This window comes from Gluconobacter sp. P1C6_b (genome assembly GCF_018811945.1).
Taxonomy (GTDB): Bacteria; Pseudomonadota; Alphaproteobacteria; order Acetobacterales; family Acetobacteraceae; genus Gluconobacter.
Map to the genome: position 1 here is coordinate 211,471 of NZ_JACRVU010000002.1, position 22,459 is coordinate 233,929.

Genomic DNA, 22,459 nt, shown 5'->3' on the forward strand with positions numbered 1-22,459 from the left:
ATGCGCCGCGTCCTGCTGATCGTCTCGGGCGGCATCGCGGCGTTCCGGGCGCTTGAACTGGTGCGCCTGCTGCGGGCTGAGGGCATTGCCGGCACGCCCGTCATGACCGAGGCCGCCAAAGCCTTCGTCACCCCGCTCAGCCTTGAGACGCTGGCAGGAGAGCGCGTGCATGACGCTCTGTTCGAGCCGACGCAGGAAAGCGAGATCGGCCATATCGCCTTGGCCCGAAGCGCGGATCTCGTGGTCGTCTGCCCCGCCTCGGCCAATATCATGGCGCGCATGGCCCATGGCCTCGCGGACGATCTGGCGACCACACTTCTGCTCGCGGCCACATCCCCCATCCTGCTGGCCCCCGCCATGAATGTGCGGATGTGGGAACATCCTGCGACCCAGGCCAACCTGAAAATCCTCAAAGCGCGGGGCGTTTCCATCGTCGGGCCGGACGTGGGAAGCATGGCCTGCGGAGAAGTCGGCGCGGGCCGCCTCAGCGAGCCCTCCGTTATCCGCGACGCCATTCTGAAGATCCTGACGCCGGATTGCTCGCTGGCCGGACGCCGTATTCTCGTGACGGCTGGCCCGACTGTCGAACCGCTCGATCCCGTACGGTTTCTGTCCAATCATTCTTCCGGTCGACAGGGCTATGCCATCGCGGCGGCTCTGGCAGCACGGGGGGCGGAGGTCACGCTGGTCAGCGGACCGGTCTCGATCCCCGCGCCAAAAGGCGTCCACCGTATTTCCGTTCAGACCGCCCGCGAGATGCTGGCAGCCTGTGAAGCGGCGTTGCCGGTCGATGCTGCGGTCTGTACCGCCGCTGTCAGTGACTGGCGTGCAAAGGAACTGGCGCCGGGCAAGATCAAGAAGACCGGTGACGGGCCGCCCAGCCTCGAACTGGTGGAAAACCCGGACATTCTGGCGACGCTCTGCCATGCGCCACAACGCCCGCGCCTCGTCGTGGGATTTGCGGCCGAAACGGATGATGTTCTGGAAAATGCCCAGACTAAACGTTTGCGCAAGGGATGCGACTGGCTGGTGGCCAATGATGTGCGTCAGGGCGTGTTCGGTGCCATGCGCAATACCGTCAGCCTGATCGACGACAACGGCGTTCAGAGCTGGCCGGAAATGGACAAGACGGACGTTGCGGAGCAGCTCGTCCAGCGGATCGCAGCCTTCTTTGCCGATCCGTCTTCATAGGGATCACAATCCGCGATAAGACAGGGGCCATGACGACAGACCTGATTGATGTGCGCATCACGCGCCTGCCTCATTCCGAAGGCCTTCCCCTTCCCGCCTATGCCACTGCCGGTGCTGCAGGATTTGATTTCCTGGCCGCTGTGGACGCCCCCATGACGATCGCTCCGGGTGAGCGCGTTCTGGTGCCGACCGGGCTGTGCATTGCCCTGCCACCTGCTTACGAGCTTCAGGTGCGCCCCCGCTCGGGTCTGGCCCTCAAGCATGGCATCACGCTGCCCAACTCTCCCGGCACCATCGACGAGGACTATCGCGGCGAGCTTCGCATCATCGTCATGAATGCAGGCACCGAGCCTTTCACCGTCGAGCGTGGCACCCGGATCGCGCAGGGCGTACTGGCCCCGGTCTCCCGCCTGCGCTGGACGGAAGTCGAGACGCTGGACGAGACGGTGCGTGGTGAGGGCGGCTTTGGCAGCACCGGCCACTGATCCGGCCGGTGACATGCAGAAAACACTTGAGCCTTCCAGACGTCTCTTTCTAACCTCTGGTTTCCATCAAGAGGAAGGATCGCGCGCATCATGACGGGCAGCCCAATGGCCATGCCCATGCGGATCATGCATCGCTGGCGCCAGCGCATGAGCGGCGTCGAGCTTTCGATCCTGTTCTGTGCGACCGCTTTTGCGCTCCTGATGCTGCCCCGCGCTTCTGTAGCGCCTGTCCTGTCTGCCATGCCACCCGGTGCTCCCCTGCCGTTGTGGGACATGGCGGGGCTGACCTTCCTGCATGTGATCCTGTCCTTGCTGATTGTCGTGGCGGCATCGCTGCTTCTCTCTGGGGCGGCGTGTCAGTGGCCCCGTTTCAGGGCATTTCTCATCCCCGCCCTCTCTGTCGCCCGTGCCGTTCCGGGTCTTGGGCTGATCGGGATCCTGGCGGCGCTCTTCCCCCCGGCCCTGACCATCATGCTGGTTGCCGCGTCTAGCATGATCTGGCGGATCGTGACGGCTGTGCTCGATGCGGAAGACACGCTTCCCCCCGCGCTTGATGAAGTTGCGATCGGCCTCCGCATGACGGGCTGGCAGCGTTTCTGGCGCCTTCAGATGCCAATCGCTGTACCGCTGACGACCTTCAGGGCCATGCAGGCCATGCCGGCTTTCTGGGTTCGGCTGCTGTCCGCCGAAGGTTTGATGATGCTGATGAGCCATCAGGCGACGGGCGGATGCGGTGCGGCTGCCCTGCAGGCCATGCTGGACCATCATCCGCTCCGGATCGTCGAAGTTTCCGGGATCATTCTTCTGCTGATCCTTGTGATCGATCAGGCTCTCATGCGCCCCATGGTGGGCTGGGCGCAGCGTTACCGGCCTGAAGGCCCGTTCGAGGAACGCTCGCGTCCGCAATCCTGGCTGCTGACGATCTGGAGGCGCACAAAGCTCATGCTCTGGCTCAGTGGGGGCGTGAGTGATGCCCTCGTCTGGATCGGGAACTGGCGGCTGGGCCGACCGCGCAGCATCCTCCCCGAGCGCGACAGGACAATCCGGGAGCTTCCAGAAGCACTCCTGCCTGTCGTCTCTCTGTTTCTTCTGGTTTATGCGGTCTATCACGTTGGCCTTCTGCGGCAGGTTCCCGCGGATCTGGCCGAGAGCATGCTCACGCTTTCGCATGTGTGTGGGACGCTGCTTCTGTGTATGCTGGTCTGGGTTCCGCTGGGCCTTGTGATCAGCGAGCACGGATCTTCCCTGCGCAATGTCTGCCGGATGGCCGTGATGGCCTGCGGTCTTTTCCCGGCCGTGCTCCTCTATCCGCTCTGCCGGGAACTGGGGCTCGATTCCCCGGTCATTCTGCTCTTTCTGGGCGCGCACTGGCTGGTCGGGGTCGTTGTGCTCGACGCGGCGAAAGCCATTCCCTCAGGCCTCAGACAGGTTGCGGCGGGCCTGCGTCTGCGGGGTGTCCTGCTGTGGCGGCGCCTTCTGCTGCCGGCCATCGCGCCGGAACTGTGCGGCGGCCTGCTGACGGCGGTGGTGCCGGTCTGGAATGCGGTGATGGTGGCGGAGGCTTTCGTGCCGTCCGATAGCGGTCTTGGGGCCGCCCTGCTCTCAGAGGCCCTGAGCGGGGCCGTGGCAGCGCAGACGTTCGCGCTGATGCTGCTGACGCTTCTTTCCATGCTGCTGGATCGACTGGTCCTGCAACCTCTCGCCGTGAATGCGGCACAAAAATATACGATCTGAACCTCAGGCTGAAATCCACAGACCCATGAAATCTCTCCTGTCCCTTCGCGAATGTCGCCAGACCTATCTCAAGGAGAGCAGCACGGATCTGGTCGTGCTCGATCATGTCAGCTTCGATGTGCGGACGGGTGAAATCCTGGGGCTTCTCGGGCGATCCGGCTCCGGAAAATCCTCCCTGCTGCGGATCATGGCCGGACTGACGCCCCCGATGTCAGGACAGGTGTTCTGGCAGGGAGAGCCCGTGACGGGGCCTTTGGATGGTGTGGCGACGGTCTTTCAGTCCGGCGCGCTCTTTCCCTGGCTGACCCTGCGGCAGAATGTGGCGCTGGGTCTGGAAATGCGCCGTCTGCCCCGTGCCGAGCGCGAAGCCATGACCGATGCCGCCATCGGGGTCATGGGGCTTGAAGGCTACGAGAACGCCTATCCGAAAGAGCTTTCCGACGCCCTCAGTCAACGCGTTTCCTTTGCCCGCGCGCTTGCGCTTCAGCCGTCCCTGCTTCTGCTGGATGAACCGTTCTCGGCGCTGGATGTCCTGAGTGCCGAGAACCTGCGGACCGATCTGATCGAATTGTGGGACGAGAAACGTCTGCCGCTCAAAGCCATGCTTCTTGCGACGCACGGGATCGAGGAAGCGGTCCTGATGTGTGATCGCATCCTTATTTTCTCTTCCAGTCCCGGCCGCGTAACGCATGAGATTGCGGTCCCCTTCTCCCATCCGCGCAACCGCGATGACGAGGATTTCCGGCGCTTCGTGGACCAGATCTACGCGCTCATGACCCGTCGCGCCCCCATCGTCTCCGAGGCAGACCCTGTCCAGCCACCTGTCGCCTCGGCCACCGCCCTTCCGCCCTTCTCCATTGTGCTGCCGGATCTGGCGGTGGAGGTTCTGGTCGGACTGATGGAAGTGCTTGAAAGTGAACCGCTCTCAGGACGGGCCGATCTGCCGGAACTGGCGCAGCGTCTCCAGATGACGCTGGATGACCTTCTGCCGCTGGGTGAGTCGCTTCAGCTTCTGGATCTGGCGGAGCTGGAGGATGGCGACATTCTGCTGACACCCGATGGTCAGGCTTTTGTCGAAGGAGATTCAGACACCCGCAAGGACCTGATGCGCAAAGCGCTTCTGCATCACCTGCCTCTGCTTCGCTCCATCCGCAGCACACTGGACGAGCGTTCGAGCCACACTGTGGATGCGGCCCGGTTCCGCAAGGCCATGGAAGAGAGCATGTCACCCGATTATGCGCGGCAGACCCTCACCACGGCCATCGGCTGGGCCCGTTATGCCGAGCTGTTCGACTATGATGAGGAATCCGACCGCTTCCATCTGGAGAACGAGGAATAAGCCTCGCGCCTCAGGCGCAGCAGACGCGCTTGTCCGCGATGGCCTGGGTGAAGGCTTTCCAGTCCTTCTCGCTCTGATTGGCATAGAGCACTGCAAAATCGGCAATGGCGCGGGCAAAGGAATGTCCCTTCCCCAGATAGCCGGCCAGCAGGGGCAGATCGGCGGAACGACCATGTGAACGGCCCAGAGTGCGCCCACAGAGTGCGGCATATTCCGGCAGAAGCGCGTCCTCGATCTTCTCGCCGATCATGGCCAGACGGACATCCTTGGTCTGACGCACATAGAAATCCCGGCCCCCACCGGCCTTGCGTCCGGTCTGGTCGGTCGTGCGTTTGCCGGTGGTGTGCGTCCAGCCCAGGAATGTATCCGAACTGGCCTGCATGATGCGCTGCCCGGTGACAACCCGCTCCCCATGGTTGGGCAGGTCCACAGCGCCCTGGAAAGGTTCGAGAACGGAGGTCTGGGCTTCCTTGATCTGGAGGATCAGAGGCTCGTTATCGGCGGTCGTGAACAGTCCGAGCGCACAGAACGTCCCGACACTGCCAATGCCGACGACCTTGAACAGCACGTCCTGTAGGGCGTAGCGCTCCAGAACGATCCTGCGTTCCGGCGGCAGGTCGCTGACATAGCGTGCGAAGGCGCCGCGAACGATGTCGTTGTGCTGAGGCAGGCGCGTGACAAAAGGCGGATGTTCCTTCAGACGTCCCGAAGATTTCGGATCGATCATGCCGAAATGCCCGGAAATGGCCCCCAGCTCGGACTGGATCTTCTCCATCATGCCTGTGCGGATCCTGTCGTCCACGATCCCGTCGATGACCGCCCGCAGATCGATCCGCTCGTTCCAGGCCTGAAGCGGCGGAAGCTTTGACAGACGGATAATTTCATCGACGTAATGCTGAACGGCCGAGACAGCCAGATGACGGCAGTGCTTCCCGGACAGTGAAGCCTCGCGTCCCGCCAGCACAAGGCTGGTCGCCAGACGCTTGAGGTCCCACTCGAACGTCGCGGGAGCGGTTTCATCGAAATCGTTGATATCGAAGACCGGAAGCCCTTCCGGAGACGGATAGCATCCGAAATTGTCCAGATGACAGTCTCCGCAGGACTGCACCCGCAGTCCGGTTTTCGGCGTGAAGGACAGGTCAGACGCCATGACTGCCGCTGCTCCGCGCAGGAAAGCGAAGGGCGAGGCCTTCATGCGCTGATGGCGGATCGGCAGCAGGTCCGCGATCCGGCTCTTCCCCTGCTCTAGCAGAATCCCGATCGGATCAGGGCGCTTTGCGGGCGGAACCCACAGGGCGTGGCTGCTGCGCTTGACGGTCTTGCGCAGGACCACGCCGGCTTCATAGCGGGCCTGGCGGGTACGGAGCGGCGGGAAAGAAGGTGTCTTTGTCATGGTTTGTCACGGTATCCGAAAAACGCTCCACGACAAAGCACCCATCCTCCGCTTCAGTCAGGCTGCTTGAGGCGATCGCGGTAAAGCTTGCGGGCCTTGGCGACCTTGGGAGCCACCACGGCTGCACAATACGCCGTCTGTGGGTTGCGGGCGAAATAATCGTGATGTTTCTCCTCGGCCGGCCAGAAACGGGCGGCCCCTTCGATGGAGGTCACGATCGGGTCAGGCCAGATGCCTTCGGACGCAATTTCATCCCGCACCCTGCGAGCTGTTTCCTGCTGGGCGGCATCCCCGAAAATAACGGAGCGGTACTGCGTGCCGACATCGTTGCCCTGACGGTTGAGCTGTGTGGGATCATGCGTCGTGAAAAACACGCGCAGGACGTCTTCCAGGCCGATTTCGGCCGGATCAAACACGACCTTCACGACTTCTGCATGGCCCGTCCGTCCGGTACAGACGTCTTCATAGCTTGGATTGTCGACGGAGCCGCCGGCATAGCCCGGTTCGGCCGAAATGATGCCGCGCAGACCGGTAAAGACGGCCTCGACGCACCAGAAGCAGCCTGCGCCAAGAAGGATGGAAGACTGTTGGGTCGTCATGATGATGCTCCGCTAAAAGGATCAGCCCCCTATATGGGAAGGCTGATCCTGTCTGACGAGTTACCGGATGGCGTGATGCGCGGGATTACTGTGCGGGTGCGACGGTCGGGAGCCAGACGGCGCTGGCATGATCGCCACCGCGATGGATGGTCTGGGTCGCGACGTGATAATCCGAAGCCTTGGCGTCGAAAATGTTCGGCACGAAGGTCTGCGGGTTGCGGTCATAGAGCGGGAACCAGCTCGACTGGATCTGGATCATGATCCGGTGCCCCTTCTGGAACACATGGTTCATGGCCGGAAGCGTAAAGCGGTATTCCTGCACCTGTCCCGCCGGAATCGCGGAGGGATGCGTGAAGCTCTGCCGGTAACGTCCACGGAAAATATCCATCGACATCGGCAGTTCATAGCCACCCATCTGCGGATTATCCGGCGTCAGGCCAGGCTGGACATCGATGATCTTCACCACAAAATCCGCATCCGTCCCGGTGGTGCTGGCGAAAATATCGGCTGTCGGCACACCCGATACCGTGACCGGAGCATCAAGTACGGGCGTTTCGTAGGTCAGGACGTCCGGGCGGCTTTCGGCGAACCGCTGGTCGGTCACGAGCCAAGCCTTCCAGCGTGGATCCTCGCCCATCATGTACGGACGCTGAACGAAAGGCACCGGATGGGCCGGGTCGGAGACATAACTGTCCGTGCCGGGCAGCGTGCGTTTGAAGGCCAGTCCATGATCCGGCTGCAGATACAGGCGTTCGCCCTTCTGCATGCAGGTCGCGGTGCAGTCACTCAGCCAGTTGCGGAAGTGATCCCAGTGGTTCTCGCCCGTATTGTAGATGATGGCTTCGTCCAGATGCGGATCGGGCGCGTTCTTCAGATAGTGATCGAAGAAGGGACGCATGACATTGGCACGATACCATAATGCGGTGTCGCCGTTGAAATGCAGCGGGCCAAGCGTGGAGCCATCATAGTTCACGCCGCTATGACGCCATGGCCCCATGACGAGGATATTCGGAACCTGCGTGTGATGTGCCTTCAGATTTATCCACGAATGGATCGCACCCCACATGTCCTCCTGGTCCCACAGACCCTGTTCCCAGATCGTCGGAACCTTGAGCGGCTTCTTCACGATCAGCTGGTCCAGCGCCTGATCCTGCCAGAAGGCATCATAGGCCGGATGGGCCTTCATGCGGCGCCACCAGGGGAACTGGTCCAGCCCCGCCTTTGTCGCGAAATTGCCGGTGGAGACATCGGCAAGGAAGGTCGTGTAGTCGTCCGCATCCGGGCGGGGAATGGACGGACCGGATCCGGCTTCCGTCATCTGGGCCGTGAAATAGTCCAGTCCCGGCTGGCGGAACGCACCGTAATGGAACCAGTCGTCGCCCATCCAGCCATCGACCATCGGACTTTCCGGAGCCGCAACCTTCAGGGCCGGATGCGGATCGAGCAGCGCCATGACCACGGTCCAGCCCTCATAGGACGATCCCGTCATGCCCACGCGGCCGTTGCTCTCGGTCAGGTTCTTCACCAGCCAGTCGATCGTGTCCCAGGCGTCGGTCGTATCGTCCGTCTTGGTCGGGTTCAGCGGGCCGATCGGCGGCCGCGTCATGACATAGTCGCCCTGTGAGCCATACTTGCCGCGGACGTCCTGAAAGACGCGGATATAGCCTTCATCCACGAAGACGCCATCACCCTGCGGCAGGATGGCACGCATGGTTGATGCGTCCGGAACACGGTTTGCGCGTTCGCTGGCATGATAGGGCGTGCGGGTCAGCAGGATCGGGGCGTTCTTCGCACCTTTGGGGATCACGATGACCGTATGCAGCTTGATGCCATCGCGCATGGGGATCATCACGTCGCGCTTGATGTAATCGCGCTGGTCGATCGGCATGCTGACATGGGCGGGAATGTCACTGCCCGTCTGGATCATGTCAGGCGTGACCGCAGGGGTGGATGTGGCAGGTTCGGCGGCCTGTGCCGCACACAGGAATGTCGCGGCCAGAGCGGTGCCGAGGCTCAGAAAATGACGTCTCACGAAAGGCTCCTGATCTTTGTTGCGAGTTTGGACCGGACAGAGTCTTTCAAGCAAGGGGAGGCGGCCTGGCTTTTCATATCTTTCCTGCACTGGCTTCCGTGCGCCTGATTCGCTATGGATCAGGGCCTTCTCCTGTCATGAAAGTATCTTCCATGCCCGCCTATCGCTCCCGCACCACCACACATGGCCGCAACATGGCTGGCGCACGTGCGCTCTGGCGGGCGACGGGCATGAAGGATGGCGATTTCGGCAAGCCCATTATCGCCATTGCCAATTCCTTCACGCAGTTTGTTCCGGGCCATGTCCATCTGAAGGACATGGGCAGTCTGGTGGCCTCCGCGATCGAGGAAGTCGGCGGAATTGCCAAGGAATTCAATACGATCGCAGTGGATGACGGCATTGCGATGGGCCATGGCGGAATGCTGTATTCCCTGCCCTCGCGCGAGCTGATCGCGGATTCCGTGGAATACATGGTCAACGCGCACTGTGCGGATGCGATCGTCTGCATCAGCAACTGCGACAAGATCACGCCGGGCATGCTGATGGCGTCCATGCGCCTGAACATCCCCGTCGTGTTCGTCTCCGGTGGCCCGATGGAAGCCGGCAAGATCAACGGCCCGGGTGTGACGCGTAAGCTGGACCTGATTGATTCCATGGTCGCCGCCGCCAACCCGGACGTGTCCGACAGCGAGTCCGAACAGATCGAACGCTCCGCCTGCCCGACCTGCGGCTCCTGCTCGGGCATGTTCACGGCCAATTCCATGAACTGCCTGACCGAGGCGCTGGGCCTGTCCCTGCCCGGTAATGGCTCCCTGCTCGCCACCCACAGCGACCGTCGCGAACTCTTCCTGAGTGCAGGCCGTCGGATCGTGGAACTGGCCCGACGCTGGTACGAACAGGACGATGCTTCAGTCCTGCCTCGCAGCATTGCCACGCGCGCGGCTTTCGAGAACGCCATGACGCTTGATATCGCCATGGGCGGCTCCACCAACACGGTCCTGCATCTTCTGGCGGCAGCCCGCGAAGGTGAAGTCGATTTCCACATGCACGACATCGACCGCCTGTCGCGCCGTGTGCCAAATCTGTGCAAGGTCGCGCCCGCCAAGAACGACGTGCACATGGAAGACGTCCATCGTGCCGGCGGCATCCCGGCCATTCTGGGAGAACTGGACCGCGCGGGCCTGATCCACAAGGATGTTCCGACCGTCCACGCTCCGACGCTTGGGGACGCACTGAAGAAATGGGACATCCTGAACGGAGATGAGGAAGCCGCCCATCTGTTCAAGGCCGCACCCGGCAATGTCCGGACCGTTCATGCCTTCTCGCAGTCCAGTCGCTACCACGAACTGGATCAGGACCGTGAAGGCGGCGTTCTGCGTGACAAGGTGCATGCCTTTTCGCAGGATGGCGGTCTGGCCGTGCTGTACGGCAACCTCGCCGAAGACGGCGCCATCGTCAAAACAGCCGGTGTCGAAGCCAGCATCCTGACCTTCACGGGAACAGCGCGGGTTTTCGAGAGTCAGGATGATGCCGTTGCCGCCATCCTGGGCAATCGCGTCGTGGCCGGTGACGTCGTGGTCATCCGCTACGAAGGCCCCAAGGGCGGACCTGGCATGCAGGAAATGCTGTACCCGACGAGCTATCTGAAGTCGAAAGGTCTGGGCAAGGTCTGCGCCCTGATCACGGATGGTCGCTTCTCAGGCGGAAGCTCGGGCCTGTCCATCGGCCACATGTCCCCTGAAGCCGCCGAAGGTGGCCTGATCGGTCTGGTCGAGGACGGCGATCGTATCGAGATCGACATTCCGAACCGCACCCTGCACCTCGCCGTTTCGGACTCTGACATTGCCGACCGCCGCGAGCGTATGAATGCACGCGGGACAAATGCCTGGAAGCCCAACCGTGAGCGTGTGGTCTCGAAAGCCCTTCAGGCCTACGCTGCGATGACCACGAGTGCGGCCCATGGCGCGGTTCGCGATCTGTCGCAGATCATCGTGAAGACGCGGATCTGATCGCGCTTTCCACGGCGTCCTGCAATTCGGCGGACGCCAGCATTTTTGAGGCTTCATGGCCGGTCGCCGGGACGAGCGTAATCGTCCAGCCAAAGGGAACATTGAGCTTTTCAGCCTGTTCCCGCCCTTGGGCATAGGCCCACTGCCCGCGTTCAAGGCGGTTGCGGCCCTGTTCCGTCGCTGCGGGAATATGTTCTGTGGCTGAGGACGTTTCGGTATCCTCAGCACCCAGAATGACTGCGATATTTCGTGAAAGATAGCGCTTGAGGTCCGGAAGACTGCCGGATTCCGGCCAGTTACGGAACCCGTAGGGGACCGCTGTCTCCGTTTCAGGCTCCACATAGGTCGCGGGGTTCATGATGACCGTCATGACCTCTTCGCCCGGAGCATAGGCTTCGACCCGTTCCAGATACTGCGCTCCGGCGGAGTGCCCCATCAGAATGATCGGCACGCGCGGCTCGCCGGAAACCGCCCGGGCCCACTGTTCCAGCAGCTTCATGTAGGTCGCCGCAGGGGGCGTCTGCTGTAACGCCGGAAAACCACCGCGCTGATACTGCCGAACGGAGAACCGTGCCACGGGAAAGTCGGGCGCGAACACAAGACTGCATTCATGTCTGGCGAGTGGGATCGTGTCGTCGCGATATGTGGCGCTGTTCCGGTTCTTTCCGGCGAGCACGAACAGGATGGCCCGGATCTGACACGACGCCGGGCGGAAGACCGAAACCTCGAAATGCTCACCCGCGAGGGTCGCAGTCTCAAGGCTTCGCCCCTCCGGTAAAGCCTGGGCCTCGGCCACGCCTGCCATGACGGCAAGAATGGCTCCTCCAAGGCAGGCGGCCGTTTTCAACTCAGGCAAGACGCCCCAGAGCCGCCTTCAGACGCTCCAGATCGCTCTGGAAAGTCGCCAGACGTTCGCGGTTTTCTTCCACGACTTCCGGCTTGGCGCGGGCCACGAAGTCCGCGTTGTCCAGCTTGCGCGTCACCTTGAGGATCTCGCCTTCAATCCGGGTTATTTCCTTGGCAAGCCGCGCCCGTTCCGCATCAAGGTCGATCAGACCTTCCAGCGGAATGAAAACGGTCGCCTCATCCAGAACGATCTGAGCCGCATTGCGCGGCGCATCCTCACCGACGACACCAACTTCGGAAACACGGGCCATACGGCCAATGGCCTCAGCCCAGGTCTTGGCGCGTTCCAGATTTTCCGGCGCGCCATCGCGCAGCAGCAGCGGTGCCTTCTGCGACGGCGGGATGTTCATTTCCGAACGCACCGTCCGGACATCCCCGATCAGCCGGATAACCCAGTCCAGCTCGGCGCGGGCGTCGTTGGCCCGGGTCACGGTCATGATCTCCGGCCAGCGGATCTCTTCGAATTTGCCCGGATAGCCAAGCTCCTGCCACAGCGTCGCCGTCACGAACGGAATAACCGGCTGCATCAGACGCAGGATCAGCCCCAGAACATGCGCGCTGACAGCCCGCAACTCCGCAGTTTCCTCATTTTCCGCCGCAAAGACGGGCTTCGAGAACTCCACGAACCAGTCACAGAAACGGCTCCACACGAAGCGATAGCAGCAGTTTGCATATTCATCGAAGCGATAGACCGAGAGGGCCCGCCCTGCTTCGGTGATGGCATCGTTCGCTTCCGTCAGGATCCATCGCCCAAGTGCGCTTTTGACGCTCGCCGGATCGAAGTCTTCCGTCGGCTTGGCACCGTTCATTTCCAGGAAACGCGCGGCATTCCACAGCTTCGTGACAAAGGCCCGGTGTTCTTCAACACGCTTGCGCCCGAGCTTGATATCCCGCCCCGGACCCGTCCCCGCACAGATTGCCAGACGCGTCGCATCCGCTCCGAACTCGGCCACAAGATCCAGCGGGTCGAGACCGTTGCCCTTGGACTTGGACATCTTCTGGCCCTTCTCGTCCCGGACCAGCCCATGGATCAGGACCGTCCGGAACGGAACATCATCCATGAAATGCAGCCCCATCATCATCATCCGGGCCACCCAGAAGAAAATGATGTCAAAGCCCGTAACCAGCACGCTGGTCGGATAGTAACGGGCCAGCTCTTCCGTTTTGTCAGGCCAGCCAAGCGTCGTGAAGGGCCACAGGGCGGAGCTGAACCATGTGTCCAGAACGTCCTCATCCTGCGTAAGGCTTACGCCCTCGCCTGCCTGGGCCTGGGCATCCTGTTCATTTTCAGCGACATAGACCTTGCCGTCCGCCCCATACCAGGCGGGGATCCGGTGTCCCCACCAGAGCTGCCGGCTGATGCACCAGGGCTGGATATCGCGCATCCAGGCGTGGAACGTGTTTTCCCACTGCCGCGGCTCAAAAGCGATCTTTCCGCTTTCGACCGCTTCCACCGCGGGGCCGGACAGGGTCTTGGCATCGCAGTACCACTGAAGCGTTAGGCGCGGCTCAACGATTGCACCGCCACGCTCCGCATGCGGCACCTGAAGCTTGTGCGGCTCGATCTTCTCCAGCCATTCCAGACGCTCAAGTTCGGCAACAACCTGCTTGCGGCCTTCTTCGCGGCTCAGGCCGTTCAGGGTTTCGACGAATGCAACCGAAGCCAGTCCTTCGACGTCGCGCAGTTCAGGGCGGATTTCCTCGATCCACAGACAGGCTGTTTCATCAAGAACAGTCGGAGCCGGCAGATTGTGACGCTTGCCAACTTCAAAGTCATTGAAGTCATGTGCCGGCGTGATCTTGACTGCGCCTGTGCCCTTTTCTGGATCGGAATGCAGATCGGCGACAACGGGAATGCGACGCCCCGTAAGCGGCAGGATCACGGTCTTGCCGATCATGTCGGCGTATCGCTCATCCTCCGGATGAACGGCCACTGCAACATCGCCCAGCATGGTTTCCGGACGTGTTGTGGCTACCGTGATGGTCCGGCCGTCTTCCAGCGGATAGCGGATGTACCACATGGACCCCTTGGTCTCGTGGTTTTCCACTTCCAGGTCCGAAATGGCCGAACGGAACTTCGGATCCCAGTTCACCAGACGCCGGTCGCGATAAATCAGGCCTTCATTATAAAGGGTAACGAAAACCTTTCGGACAGCACGAGACAATCCGTCGTCCATCGTAAAGCGCTCACGCTCCCAGTCCGCCGAGGCACCGAGCTTGCGGAGCTGCTTGACGATCGTGCCGCCGTATTCCTGCTTCCAGTCCCAGACGCGTTCGAGAAAACCTTCGCGTCCCAGAGCGGTTCTGCTGGTGCCTTCCTTGTCGAGAGCACGCTCGACGACCATCTGCGTGGCAATGCCCGCGTGGTCCGTCCCTGGCTGCCAGAGGACATTGAATCCTTCCTGACGTTTCCAGCGAATCAGCATGTCCTGAAGGACAAAATTCAGAGAGTGGCCGAGATGCAGCGTGCCCGTGACATTCGGCGGTGGGAACATGATCGAAAAAGGCTCACCCGGCTGGTCGGGGTGAGCCCGGAAAGCGCCGCTTTTCTCCCACGCGTCGTAGAGGGCATTTTCATGATCGGCGGGGACGAAGCTTTTTTCGAGCATGGTTATCCAGGACAGTCAGTACAGCAGGTGGAAGAACGTGCTTCCGCCGCCCTTCTTACTCTCGTGGACGCAGACGGGCAATTTCCGCACGGACAAGAATTTCAACCAGCGACGGAAGATGGGCATCCAGCCATGTGCGTACCATGCTCCGGACTTCGCCTCGCACCATGTCTTCGATCGTCAGGCCGCTGCTCCGGCTGATGACAGTGTCGGATGCAAGGGGGGTGGCTCCGCTGAATGCGGCGTGCAGCTCATCCAGAGAACGCTCCGCTGCGGCGACTGTCTGGGCGTTCATGAGGTCATCCTTGGCCGGTTCGCTCTGGGCAGGCTGAGCTGCCGGGGGGGCTTCAGAGGCGGAAGTCGCGGTGGTATCGGCCGGAGCCGTTGCGACGGGCGGTGCGACCATCATGGAGTTATCGAGGGTCAGTTCTTCTTCCTGGGACGGCATGCTGGGCTTCTCATCGGTCGATTCAGGCGATTTGGGATCCTCATGAAGGGCACGCCTGATCGAACTCAGGACGTCTGTCATTGCGTTGTCGGCATGCTGGTCTTGCTGGATCGAGTCAGAAGAAGTCATGGATTGTTAATATTCCGTTTTATTGAAAAATTTTATCGACCGGGCTGGTTGATCGCATAGTCGCTCAGACCCCACAGCCTGTTCTTGACCGCGTTGTAATAGGCTTTTTCGTCATAAAGCGGGACGCCCAGTTTGAGATCGACGGCTGTAAGCCGTCCGATCGCGGCCGCGACGGCGTAAGAAGAGGTCACGAGGTTTGAAAGATGCTGCACCAGAGTTCGCTGGGACTGCAGCAGGGTCTGCTGCTGCTGAAGGACCGCGAGCGTCGTGCTCGTGCCAACGAGAGCCTGCCGTTCGACGCCGTCCAGAGCGATCACATTCGCCGAAATGGCCATGCGGTCGCTGGAAATCGACTGCTTGAAGGAAACCATCTGCTGCCAGCTTGAAGCGGCCTTCTGAAGGACCGTCCTGCGCTGGACATCGACTTCACGGTGGGCCGCCTGTGCGTCCTGACGGGCGCCCCGGATCGAGGCATATTCTGAACCACCCTGATAAAGGGGAACACTGAATTCGATCTCGCCGAATTTGTTGTCCTGTAGGGAGTCCCCATAAGCCTGATTGACCTGATGCTGATAATTCAGGCTGGCAGAAACCTTGGGCATGATCTGGGAAATCTGGACGGAAATATTATCTTTGCGCTGGGCCTCGGTGAAAAGCGCGTTGACGACCTGAGGATTGTTCTGAACAGCAGTGGCCACCGCTTCCTGTTCACTGTGAACGGGAAGGTTGAGCGGTTGCGGGGGCACCAGATTGGGGGCCGCGGCAATGCCGACTATCTGGAGATAGGTTGCCTGAGCACTCTGAAGCGTGCCTTCAGCCTGCTGCCGCTCAGCGGTTGCGCTGGCAAGGGCTGCCTGTGCCTGTGCAACGTCGGTCCGGGTAATTTCACCAACATGGAAGCGTTCCTGGGTCGCCTCGACCTGCTGCTGCAGGACGTGTTCGTTATTGATGGCGATCTGGAGGAGCTGCTCGTCTTCGATGATGCCCACATAGGCACTGACGACATTGGTGAAGACGTCCTGTTCCGTCTGGATCAGATGGGCGCGTTCAGCCATGATCTGGTTCGTGGCAGCATGAACGCTGGCGACCGTTTTGCCACCCTGATAGAGCGGCTGGGTGATGCCGATGGTGCCCGAGTAGCCGGGTGTCTGATAACGGCGTGAACTGCCAAGATAGCCGCCTTTCGAGGCGTAGTTGGTGCTGCCATCATAATAGGTGAGGTTCAGGCTGGTCTGGACCGTGGGGCGCCAGCCTGCGAGAGCCGTGGGGAGCTGTTCATCCGTGGCGCGCAGGTGAGCGCGTTCTTCTCGCAGTGTAGGATTGGTCAGGTACGCTGTCGAAAGCGCTTCCTGAAGGGTGTGCGGGATAAAATTGGGTGAACTGCTACCGTCATATTTCTGGGCAAGAGCAGTTCCGCTCAGGAGAAGCGACAGAAGACCAAGCCCGAGGGGGGCTTTCAGTTTCATCGCGCCGTTGCATCCTGAAGTCATGAGATTTCCCGCTCTTTAAGTATGCATGATATCACAGCATTATGTGAATCAGTCCTTAATAGCCTGTTGGAAGGCAGAAGAAAAATCCTTCCGAAGATCAATTATCGGTCTTGACCCTTCGGGCACTAAGAGAGATATAGCGCCTGTCTCCGCCGAGGTCCGGTGGCAGAATGGTGATGTAGCGGACTGCAAATCCGCGTATGTGGGTTCGATTCCCGCCCGGACCTCCAGAGATTTCTCCCCGGAAATCCAGTCTTGTTTTTCGTTTTTACGGATGCGCTTCCGCGTATGCTGCTGCAGCGCCGAACAGGCCGGGCTGTGGATGTGTGATGATTTTGACCGGCATTTCGGTCATCATCGCTTCGAAACGGCCCTTTGCGACAAAGCGTTCGGCGAATCCGGAATGGCCGAGGCTGTCGGCGAGACGCAGTCCCAGACCACCACCAATGACGACGCCGCGTGCGCCATGTGCCAGCGCCAGATCGCCGGAAATGGCGCCCAGGCTGAGGCAGAAGCGTTCCAAGGCGGCCACGGCCACCGTGTCGGAGCCATCGAGGGCGTTTTTCCACAAGGTGCGGTTATCACGCAGGGTGATGGGCCAGCCCTGCATCTCGGCGATGACTTCGTACAGATTGGTCAGGCCGGGGCCGGAGACGATCCGCTCTGCCGAGACACGGCGGAACCGCAGACGCAGGGCGCTGAGGATCTTGTCTTCGAGCTCGTCGAGCGGCGGATAGTCCAGATGGCCGCCTTCGGTTTCCATAACAAAATAGCGGTCGCTGCGGCGAAGCAGGCAGGCTGCGCCCAGCCCCGTGCCCGGGCCTACGATCGTGATGGCGCCTTCTGTCGGAAGGTCGATGTCCGGTCCGCAGAGATGCTTCATGTGCGAGGAGTCGACCTGCGCCACGGCGTGAGCCACGGCTCCGAAATCGTTGACGAGCACGAAATTGTCGAGATGCAGGCGCGCGCCGAGCTGGCTCGGCTGGATGATCCAGGGGTTGTTGGTCAGCTTAAGGATCTCGCCGCTCACCGGGCAGGCCACGGCAATGCCGGCTTCGCGCGGGAGCGTCCGGTTCAGGGAGCGTCCGAATGTTTCCCAAGCCAGGGCCAGACTGCCATGTTCCGCGCATTTCAGTGTCGTGGCCTCACCCAGTGAGACGACCTTGCCATCTTCGATGGTCGCGATTGCAAACCGTGCGTGCGTTCCACCGATATCGACGGCTACGATTTCCCTCATGGCACCTCAAATCCTCTGGCGATGCTGGCCGGTGGCCTGCGCTTTTTCCAATGCGCAGCAGTTGCCTACCGGTTCCGCCACGTCAAGTTCCGGATCGTCCTGACAGCGTGCATCAGCTGACCGGACGCTGCTTCACTTCTGCTGTTCTCAGCAGCCGGTGAACGATGGCGCGCGGCACGATCATTTCAAGGAAGCGGGCGACAGCGAAAGGCCATGGAAAGAGAAGATGTGCCCTGCCCTGCCCGATCGCGCGTGCGATCATGCGCGCGGCGCGGCGCGTCGAGACGAGGAACGGCCGGGCTCCTTCGAGGCGCTGACTCATGGGTGTGTCGACATAACCCGGAGAAATGAGGGTTACAGAGACATGATGTGGCGTCATGGCAGCATGAAGTGCCGTGCTGAAGCGGGCCAGGCCGGCTTTTGAGCCGCTATAGGCCGTGGCGACCGGAAGGTCGTGAAAGGCCGCTACCGAGCCTATGAGCGCAATACGGCCTGCTTTGCGGGCTGCCATGCGCGAGGCCATTTCGGTTGCGAGGGTCGCCGGGGTCGTGAAATTGACGAGGGAAATATCGCGGACCTGTTCGGCCGTTTCGGTCAACGCTCCTTCCGGGCGGATGTCTCCCAGCCCAGCTCCCAGGATCAGGATGTCGATCCGGCGTGCATCATCCGCCTTGCGCAGTGTCGCCAGGGCGTCATCGGTCCGGCACAGATCGAGCGACAGGATCTCGGCCGAAGCGCCTCTGCGGATGACCTGCGCGGCAATATCCTCGAGGCGTGCGGCGTTGCGTCCCCAGAGCGTCAGATGCGTTCCAGGGCGCGCATATTCAAGGGCCAGCGCGGCGCCAATGCCGCTTGATCCTCCGGTAATAAGGACGTGAAATGGGGTGTTCGAAGGGGAAACAGAAGCATCTGGCATGGAAAACCGCTTTATTCGTGGTCGGATCGGGGCTGGAAGGGTATAGCCCTCCCATGCAACAAGATGCGACCCCGTGCCGTACTGGCACATCACCCCGTCGGACGGGATGTTTTTTTCGATCAGAGGTACACCTGCCATTATGACACTGCCCGACAGGACTGACATCCCTGCGCCGCATGATGATCTTGTGGTTCGGCCAGTGACGACGCGGGCTGACCTCAAACTGTTCATGACGCTCCCGCGTCGCATCTATGCCGGAATGGCGGGTTTCGTCCCGGCTTTCGACATGGAACAGGATGATCTGCTCAATCCGAAGAAAGCACCGATTTTCCGCCATGCGAGTATCCGGTACTTTCTGGCCTGGCGCGGCAACACGGCCGTAGGGCGCATTGCCGCGATCGTGGATCATCGTGCCATCGAGCACTGGGGCATGAAGATCGGCTGTTTCGGTGCGTTGGATGCCGTTCCGGAAGGGAGCGTTGTCAGCGCTCTTCTGGAAATGGCACGGAACTGGCTGCGTCTGCAGGGAATGCAGACGATGCGCGGGCCGGTCACGCTGAGTGGCAATGGCGAATCCGGTCTGATGGTCGAAGGACAGGACCAGCCCCTGATGGTTGCGATGCCCTGGCATCCACGTCTGCTTGGCAAGCTGGTCGAGGACGCGGGTTACAAACCGGTCGAGGATCTTCTCAGCTACAAGCTCGATCTGGACGACCAGACGGAGTCGCGTTTCAAGGTTCCGGGTGATCTGAAGATCGGCGAAGGGCGTCTTGGGGCCATCGCCATCCGGCGCCTGTCGAAGAAGCAGATTGCCCAGCAGGGCGAGATCCTGCGTCAGCTTTACAATGATGCCTGGAGCGACAAGTTCAACTTCGTGCCGCTGCAGGACTACGAAATGAAGGCCATGATCAAGCAGCTTGGTCCGGTCCTTCGTCCTGAACACTATGTCCAGATCGATCAGAATGGCGAGCCTGTCGCCATGGCGCTGGTTGTGCCCAATATTTACGATATTGCCGGTGATCTCGGCGGGGCGCCCTCGCCTCTGGGCTGGGTGAAGCTGGTTGCACGCCTGACGACGCATCGCTTCCATTCGGCCCGTGTCATCCTTCTGGGCGTAACACAGCGCCTGCGCGGAACGGTTCTGGGAGCTCTGCTGCCTTCGCTGGCGATTGCCGAGCTGATGCGTCGGCGGAAATCCCTGCCCTACTCCTGGGTGGAGCTGGGCTGGATCCAGGCGTCCGATTCCAACATGCGCAATCTGGCCGAGAGCATCGTGCCCGAACCGTACAAACGGTATCGGCTTTACGAACGCCCGATCGACGATCCGGCCTGAAGCCGCGCCTTCACAGGGCGTCTGTCAGAAATGCTGCCAGCCGCCCTGTTCCGGGACAATTTCATGTCCCTTTCCATCCAGAAGCCGGACTCCCGAACCGGTGTGTACCGTTCCGATGCGGTGGACCGGGACTTCGGCAGCCTGACAGGCGGCCTGAAGCGCTTCTGAGCGTTCGGGCGCGCAGGTGAGAAGCAGTTCGTAATCGTCGCCGCCGCACAGGCGTTGCATGAGCCACTCATGCCCCAGTGAGGCCGCCGCAGACGAGACGGGTACGGCCTCTGCGTTCACGACAAGCTGGACCCCGGATTCCTCGGAAATATGGCCGCAGTCCTGAATCAGTCCATCTGAAATATCCATCGCAGCACTGACGATGCCGTGCAGATGAAGCCCTGTCCGAGGACATGGCAGATGATATCGTTCTGCCAGAAATCCCGACGGATCGTGCAATTTTTCCTGCAGAACAAGCAGTCCCAGAGCAGCGTCGCCGATTGTGCCAGTGACCCAGATATCATCGCCGGGTCTGGCTGTACTGCGGCGGAGCGCCGTATTGTGATGGAGTAGTCCGAATACGGTAGCGGAGAGGACCAGAGGACCCGAAATGGACGTGGTATCGCCGCCGATCAGATGCACGCCATAGCGTTTCTGATCTTCCGCCAGTCCGCGCGAGAATGCGACAAACCAGTTTTCGTCATGCCGGCCGCCGCGCGGAACGGTCACGTTCAGCGTATAGGCGTAGGGCTTTGCACCCATGGCTGCCAGATCGGACAGGTTGCAGCGCAGCAGTTTGCGGCCGAGGGTCTCCGGCGGATCATTCGGAAGGAAATGGACGTTCTCGACCATCGTATCGGTCGAAATGGCGAATTCCTCGCCTTCGGGGCAGCGCATGAGGGCGCAGTCATCCCGAAGATCGAGGCTTTCCGCTCCGGCGAGAGGCCGGAAGTGACGGGCGATGAAGCCGAACTCGCCTGCCCCCGCTGCTTCGGCCCCTGACGCGCCCGGCATGAATCAGACGTTGCCGTCGTTGGCGCGACGGCTGAGGGTATCGAGGATCCCGTTGACCATCTTGGGCTCGTCACCCGAGAAGAAGCCGTGGGCGACATCCAGATACTCGTTGATGATGATGCGGTCGGGTGTGTCGGTCCCGATTTCGAACACGGCGGCGCGCAGCAGGGCACGCAGGACCGGGTCCAGACGCGGTAGCGGCCACTGTTCCGGCAGGACATCGCTCAGCTTCGCATCGATATCGTCCTGGCGCCGCGTGACCCCAAGGACGATTTCCTGAAACAGCTTCAGGTCGGCATCGGGGATGTGGCCATCGTCGAAGGAGGCCGTAGAACTGATCCGGCGGTGACGGATGAACTGGCTGATGACGGTTTCCGCCGTGTCGCCGGACTGTTCGCACTGGAACAGCGCCTGAACGGCTGCAACGCGGGCAATGGTCCGGCTGCGGCGCGTTGGATTTGCGGCGGGGGCGTCTGTGACGGTCATGGTGTCTCCTGGGAGTCGTCGGGGGACGGTATGTCCGTTTCCCCGGGAATGGGTTTCATGTCGGCGAGGATTTTCGAGAACGCCTCGACCTCGCGGAAGTCGCGGTAGACGCTGGTGAAGCGGACATAGGCCACACCGTCCACTTCACGCAATGCGTCCATCGCAAGCTGGCCGATGCGATGTGAAGAAATCTCGTGTTCCCCGGAAGCCTCAAGCTGTCGGACCAGCCCGTTGACCAGACGTTCCTGACGTTCCTCGGGAACCGGGCGCTTGCGCAGGGCGACGCGGATGGAACGTGCGAGCTTGTCCCGGTCAAAAGGCACGCGACGCCCGTCTGCCTTGGTCACGGACAGTTCGCGCAACTGGACCCGCTCAACGGTCGTGAAACGCTGGGTACAGGCTGAGCACACACGCCGACGACGGATCGCAACGCCGTCTTCCGTGGAGCGGCTGTCCTTGACCTGGGTGTCGTCATGTCCGCAAAAAGGGCAACGCATTCGCGATCCTGAGTGTTCGGGCCTTGTCGTGGCCGGGGAAATGGGAGCACTTTACCGGATGATGCGTTCCGGCCCAAACGGGCTTCCCCATGGCTTTGGGAAATCGCGCACAACACCGGGAGACTGTCGTTGAAACGGGTATCTGTCCTGACCGCCCTCTTTGCTCTTTCCACTGCCCAGGCCATGGCCCAGCAGACTCTTCCGGGAACAGCGGTGGCGCCGGATGCCGATCATGATGCGCAGCGGGTCGTGGTCATGGACGGGACATTCCGCCCGTCAGCCTATTTTCCCAACCGTGGGGCCGGTTATTTCACGATTCGCAATGACGACAGCGTTGATCACCTGCTGAAGGGGATTTCATCCCCGCTGTGTCAGAATGTCGTTGCGCATCATACGAACCAGCAGCAGACGGATGGGGCAAACGATCTCTTCACGCATCTGGCGCTACCCCACGACTCCACGATGATTTTCCCGCGTTCAGGTTACCACATGATGTGCATGGGAATCCGTGAGATGCCTGCCGCTGGCAGCAAGGTGCCGTTTACGTTCGAGATTCTCAATGGCGGCAGCATTACCGTCAGCTTCACGGTCACGGCGCCTGACGAACTGACGCACGACTGACGT

19 protein-coding genes and 1 tRNA gene are annotated in these 22,459 nt (G+C 61.2%); 8 read left to right on the forward strand and 12 right to left on the reverse strand.

Translation table 11 applies throughout. The features are described 5' to 3' along the window. From coaBC to KP701_RS02760, 4 genes are all read left to right on the forward strand, one after another. Positions 1-1,191, forward strand: coding sequence for a bifunctional phosphopantothenoylcysteine decarboxylase/phosphopantothenate--cysteine ligase CoaBC (gene coaBC / locus KP701_RS02745; RefSeq protein ID WP_215745679.1), 1,191 nt, complete (start codon positions 1-3; stop codon positions 1,189-1,191). Positions 1,192-1,220: 29 nt separating this feature from the next. Beyond that, positions 1,221-1,676: a dUTP diphosphatase gene (dut, locus tag KP701_RS02750; RefSeq protein ID WP_215745613.1), complete on the forward strand. Its 456-nt coding sequence runs from the start codon at positions 1,221-1,223 to the stop codon at positions 1,674-1,676. A gap of 90 nt (positions 1,677-1,766) precedes the next feature. Further along, positions 1,767-3,410, forward strand: coding sequence for an ABC transporter permease subunit (locus KP701_RS02755; protein ID WP_215745614.1), 1,644 nt, complete (start codon positions 1,767-1,769; stop codon positions 3,408-3,410). A 25-nt stretch (positions 3,411-3,435) separates the two neighbouring features. Then, positions 3,436-4,749, forward strand: coding sequence for an AAA-associated domain-containing protein (locus KP701_RS02760; protein ID WP_215745615.1), 1,314 nt, complete (start codon positions 3,436-3,438; stop codon positions 4,747-4,749). A 10-nt stretch (positions 4,750-4,759) separates the two neighbouring features. Here KP701_RS02760 and KP701_RS02765 read toward each other — a convergent pair whose 3' ends face one another. The 3 genes from KP701_RS02765 to KP701_RS02775 form a co-directional block, all read right to left on the reverse strand. Continuing rightward, positions 4,760-6,142, reverse strand: coding sequence for a DUF2252 domain-containing protein (locus KP701_RS02765; protein ID WP_215745616.1), 1,383 nt, complete (start codon positions 6,140-6,142; stop codon positions 4,760-4,762). 53 nt (positions 6,143-6,195) lie between these two features. Beyond that, positions 6,196-6,741: a peptide-methionine (S)-S-oxide reductase MsrA gene (gene msrA, locus KP701_RS02770; protein WP_215745617.1), complete on the reverse strand. Its 546-nt coding sequence runs from the start codon at positions 6,739-6,741 to the stop codon at positions 6,196-6,198. An 85-nt stretch (positions 6,742-6,826) separates the two neighbouring features. Next, positions 6,827-8,773: a CocE/NonD family hydrolase gene (locus KP701_RS02775; protein WP_215745618.1), complete on the reverse strand. Its 1,947-nt coding sequence runs from the start codon at positions 8,771-8,773 to the stop codon at positions 6,827-6,829. Positions 8,774-8,925: 152 nt separating this feature from the next. Between KP701_RS02775 and ilvD the strand changes: the two genes are divergently transcribed. Then, positions 8,926-10,782 (forward strand): dihydroxy-acid dehydratase, encoded by a 1,857-nt coding sequence (gene ilvD, locus KP701_RS02780; RefSeq protein ID WP_215745680.1) that lies wholly within the window; start codon positions 8,926-8,928, stop codon positions 10,780-10,782. Here the strand turns inward: ilvD and KP701_RS02785 are convergent. The 4 genes from KP701_RS02785 to KP701_RS02800 are packed head-to-tail and all read right to left on the reverse strand — an operon-like array spanning position 10,760 to position 16,340. Beyond that, positions 10,760-11,638, reverse strand: a complete 879-nt coding sequence (locus tag KP701_RS02785) for a hypothetical protein (protein ID WP_215745619.1) — start codon at positions 11,636-11,638, stop codon at positions 10,760-10,762. The two genes, ilvD and KP701_RS02785, sit on opposite strands and share 23 nt — an antisense overlap. After that, on the reverse strand, positions 11,631-14,297 hold the full coding sequence (locus KP701_RS02790; protein WP_215745620.1) for a valine--tRNA ligase: 2,667 nt from the start codon (positions 14,295-14,297) through the stop codon (positions 11,631-11,633). Before KP701_RS02790 ends, KP701_RS02785 begins: the two co-directional genes overlap by 8 nt. A gap of 55 nt (positions 14,298-14,352) precedes the next feature. Continuing rightward, a complete protein-coding gene (locus KP701_RS02795) occupies positions 14,353-14,874 on the reverse strand; it encodes a DUF2497 domain-containing protein (protein WP_215745621.1) in 522 nt (173 codons plus the stop codon). Positions 14,875-14,906: 32 nt separating this feature from the next. After that, positions 14,907-16,340: a TolC family outer membrane protein gene (locus KP701_RS02800; protein WP_215745622.1), complete on the reverse strand. Its 1,434-nt coding sequence runs from the start codon at positions 16,338-16,340 to the stop codon at positions 14,907-14,909. Positions 16,341-16,520: 180 nt separating this feature from the next. Between KP701_RS02800 and KP701_RS02805 the strand changes: the two genes are divergently transcribed. Beyond that, positions 16,521-16,594: transfer RNA gene (locus KP701_RS02805), tRNA-Cys, on the forward strand. A 38-nt stretch (positions 16,595-16,632) separates the two neighbouring features. Here the strand turns inward: KP701_RS02805 and glk are convergent. Both glk and KP701_RS02815 read right to left on the reverse strand, forming a co-directional pair. Continuing rightward, positions 16,633-17,601: a glucokinase gene (gene glk, locus KP701_RS02810; RefSeq protein WP_011253919.1), complete on the reverse strand. Its 969-nt coding sequence runs from the start codon at positions 17,599-17,601 to the stop codon at positions 16,633-16,635. A 112-nt stretch (positions 17,602-17,713) separates the two neighbouring features. Then, positions 17,714-18,517 carry an SDR family oxidoreductase gene (locus KP701_RS02815; RefSeq protein ID WP_215745623.1) on the reverse strand — a complete coding sequence of 268 codons (804 nt, stop codon included), beginning with the start codon at positions 18,515-18,517 and terminating at the stop codon, positions 17,714-17,716. A gap of 139 nt (positions 18,518-18,656) precedes the next feature. On the opposite strand from KP701_RS02815, the gene KP701_RS02820 reads away from it, so the two are divergent. Then, positions 18,657-19,850 carry a hypothetical protein gene (locus tag KP701_RS02820; RefSeq protein ID WP_215745624.1) on the forward strand — a complete coding sequence of 398 codons (1,194 nt, stop codon included), beginning with the start codon at positions 18,657-18,659 and terminating at the stop codon, positions 19,848-19,850. Positions 19,851-19,874: 24 nt separating this feature from the next. On the opposite strand, the gene thiL is transcribed toward KP701_RS02820, so the two are convergent. From thiL to nrdR, 3 genes are read right to left on the reverse strand one after another with little or no spacing between them, the layout of a single operon-like run. Then, positions 19,875-20,852: a thiamine-phosphate kinase gene (gene thiL, locus KP701_RS02825; protein WP_215745625.1), complete on the reverse strand. Its 978-nt coding sequence runs from the start codon at positions 20,850-20,852 to the stop codon at positions 19,875-19,877. Positions 20,853-20,855: 3 nt separating this feature from the next. After that, complete coding sequence (gene nusB / locus KP701_RS02830; protein WP_041112503.1) at positions 20,856-21,338, reverse strand: transcription antitermination factor NusB; 483 nt, start codon at positions 21,336-21,338, stop codon at positions 20,856-20,858. Beyond that, a complete protein-coding gene (gene nrdR / locus KP701_RS02835) occupies positions 21,335-21,835 on the reverse strand; it encodes a transcriptional regulator NrdR (protein WP_215745626.1) in 501 nt (166 codons plus the stop codon). Before nrdR ends, nusB begins: the two co-directional genes overlap by 4 nt. 129 nt (positions 21,836-21,964) lie before the next feature. On the opposite strand from nrdR, the gene KP701_RS02840 reads away from it, so the two are divergent. Continuing rightward, complete coding sequence (locus tag KP701_RS02840; RefSeq protein ID WP_225197986.1) at positions 21,965-22,456, forward strand: copper chaperone PCu(A)C; 492 nt, start codon at positions 21,965-21,967, stop codon at positions 22,454-22,456. Positions 22,457-22,459: the final 3 nt, after the last annotated feature.

Bases quoted from the DNA above. Each gene is read 5' to 3' on its own strand.
- coaBC (WP_215745679.1), top strand. From the start codon at position 1: ATGCGCCGCGTCCTGCTGATCGTCTCGGGCGGCATCGCGGCGTTCCGG.
- dut (WP_215745613.1), top strand. From the start codon at position 1,221: ATGACGACAGACCTGATTGATGTGCGCATCACGCGCCTGCCTCATTCC.
- KP701_RS02755 (WP_215745614.1), top strand. From the start codon at position 1,767: ATGACGGGCAGCCCAATGGCCATGCCCATGCGGATCATGCATCGCTGG.
- KP701_RS02760 (WP_215745615.1), top strand. From the start codon at position 3,436: ATGAAATCTCTCCTGTCCCTTCGCGAATGTCGCCAGACCTATCTCAAG.
- KP701_RS02765 (WP_215745616.1), bottom strand. From the start codon at position 6,142: ATGACAAAGACACCTTCTTTCCCGCCGCTCCGTACCCGCCAGGCCCGC.
- msrA (WP_215745617.1), bottom strand. From the start codon at position 6,741: ATGACGACCCAACAGTCTTCCATCCTTCTTGGCGCAGGCTGCTTCTGG.
- ilvD (WP_215745680.1), top strand. From the start codon at position 8,926: ATGCCCGCCTATCGCTCCCGCACCACCACACATGGCCGCAACATGGCT.
- KP701_RS02790 (WP_215745620.1), bottom strand. From the start codon at position 14,297: ATGCTCGAAAAAAGCTTCGTCCCCGCCGATCATGAAAATGCCCTCTAC.
- KP701_RS02795 (WP_215745621.1), bottom strand. From the start codon at position 14,874: ATGACTTCTTCTGACTCGATCCAGCAAGACCAGCATGCCGACAACGCA.
- KP701_RS02800 (WP_215745622.1), bottom strand. From the start codon at position 16,340: ATGAAACTGAAAGCCCCCCTCGGGCTTGGTCTTCTGTCGCTTCTCCTG.
- glk (WP_011253919.1), bottom strand. From the start codon at position 17,601: ATGAGGGAAATCGTAGCCGTCGATATCGGTGGAACGCACGCACGGTTT.
- KP701_RS02815 (WP_215745623.1), bottom strand. From the start codon at position 18,517: ATGCCAGATGCTTCTGTTTCCCCTTCGAACACCCCATTTCACGTCCTT.
- KP701_RS02820 (WP_215745624.1), top strand. From the start codon at position 18,657: ATGACACTGCCCGACAGGACTGACATCCCTGCGCCGCATGATGATCTT.
- thiL (WP_215745625.1), bottom strand. From the start codon at position 20,852: ATGCCGGGCGCGTCAGGGGCCGAAGCAGCGGGGGCAGGCGAGTTCGGC.
- nusB (WP_041112503.1), bottom strand. From the start codon at position 21,338: ATGACCGTCACAGACGCCCCCGCCGCAAATCCAACGCGCCGCAGCCGG.
- nrdR (WP_215745626.1), bottom strand. From the start codon at position 21,835: ATGCGTTGCCCTTTTTGCGGACATGACGACACCCAGGTCAAGGACAGC.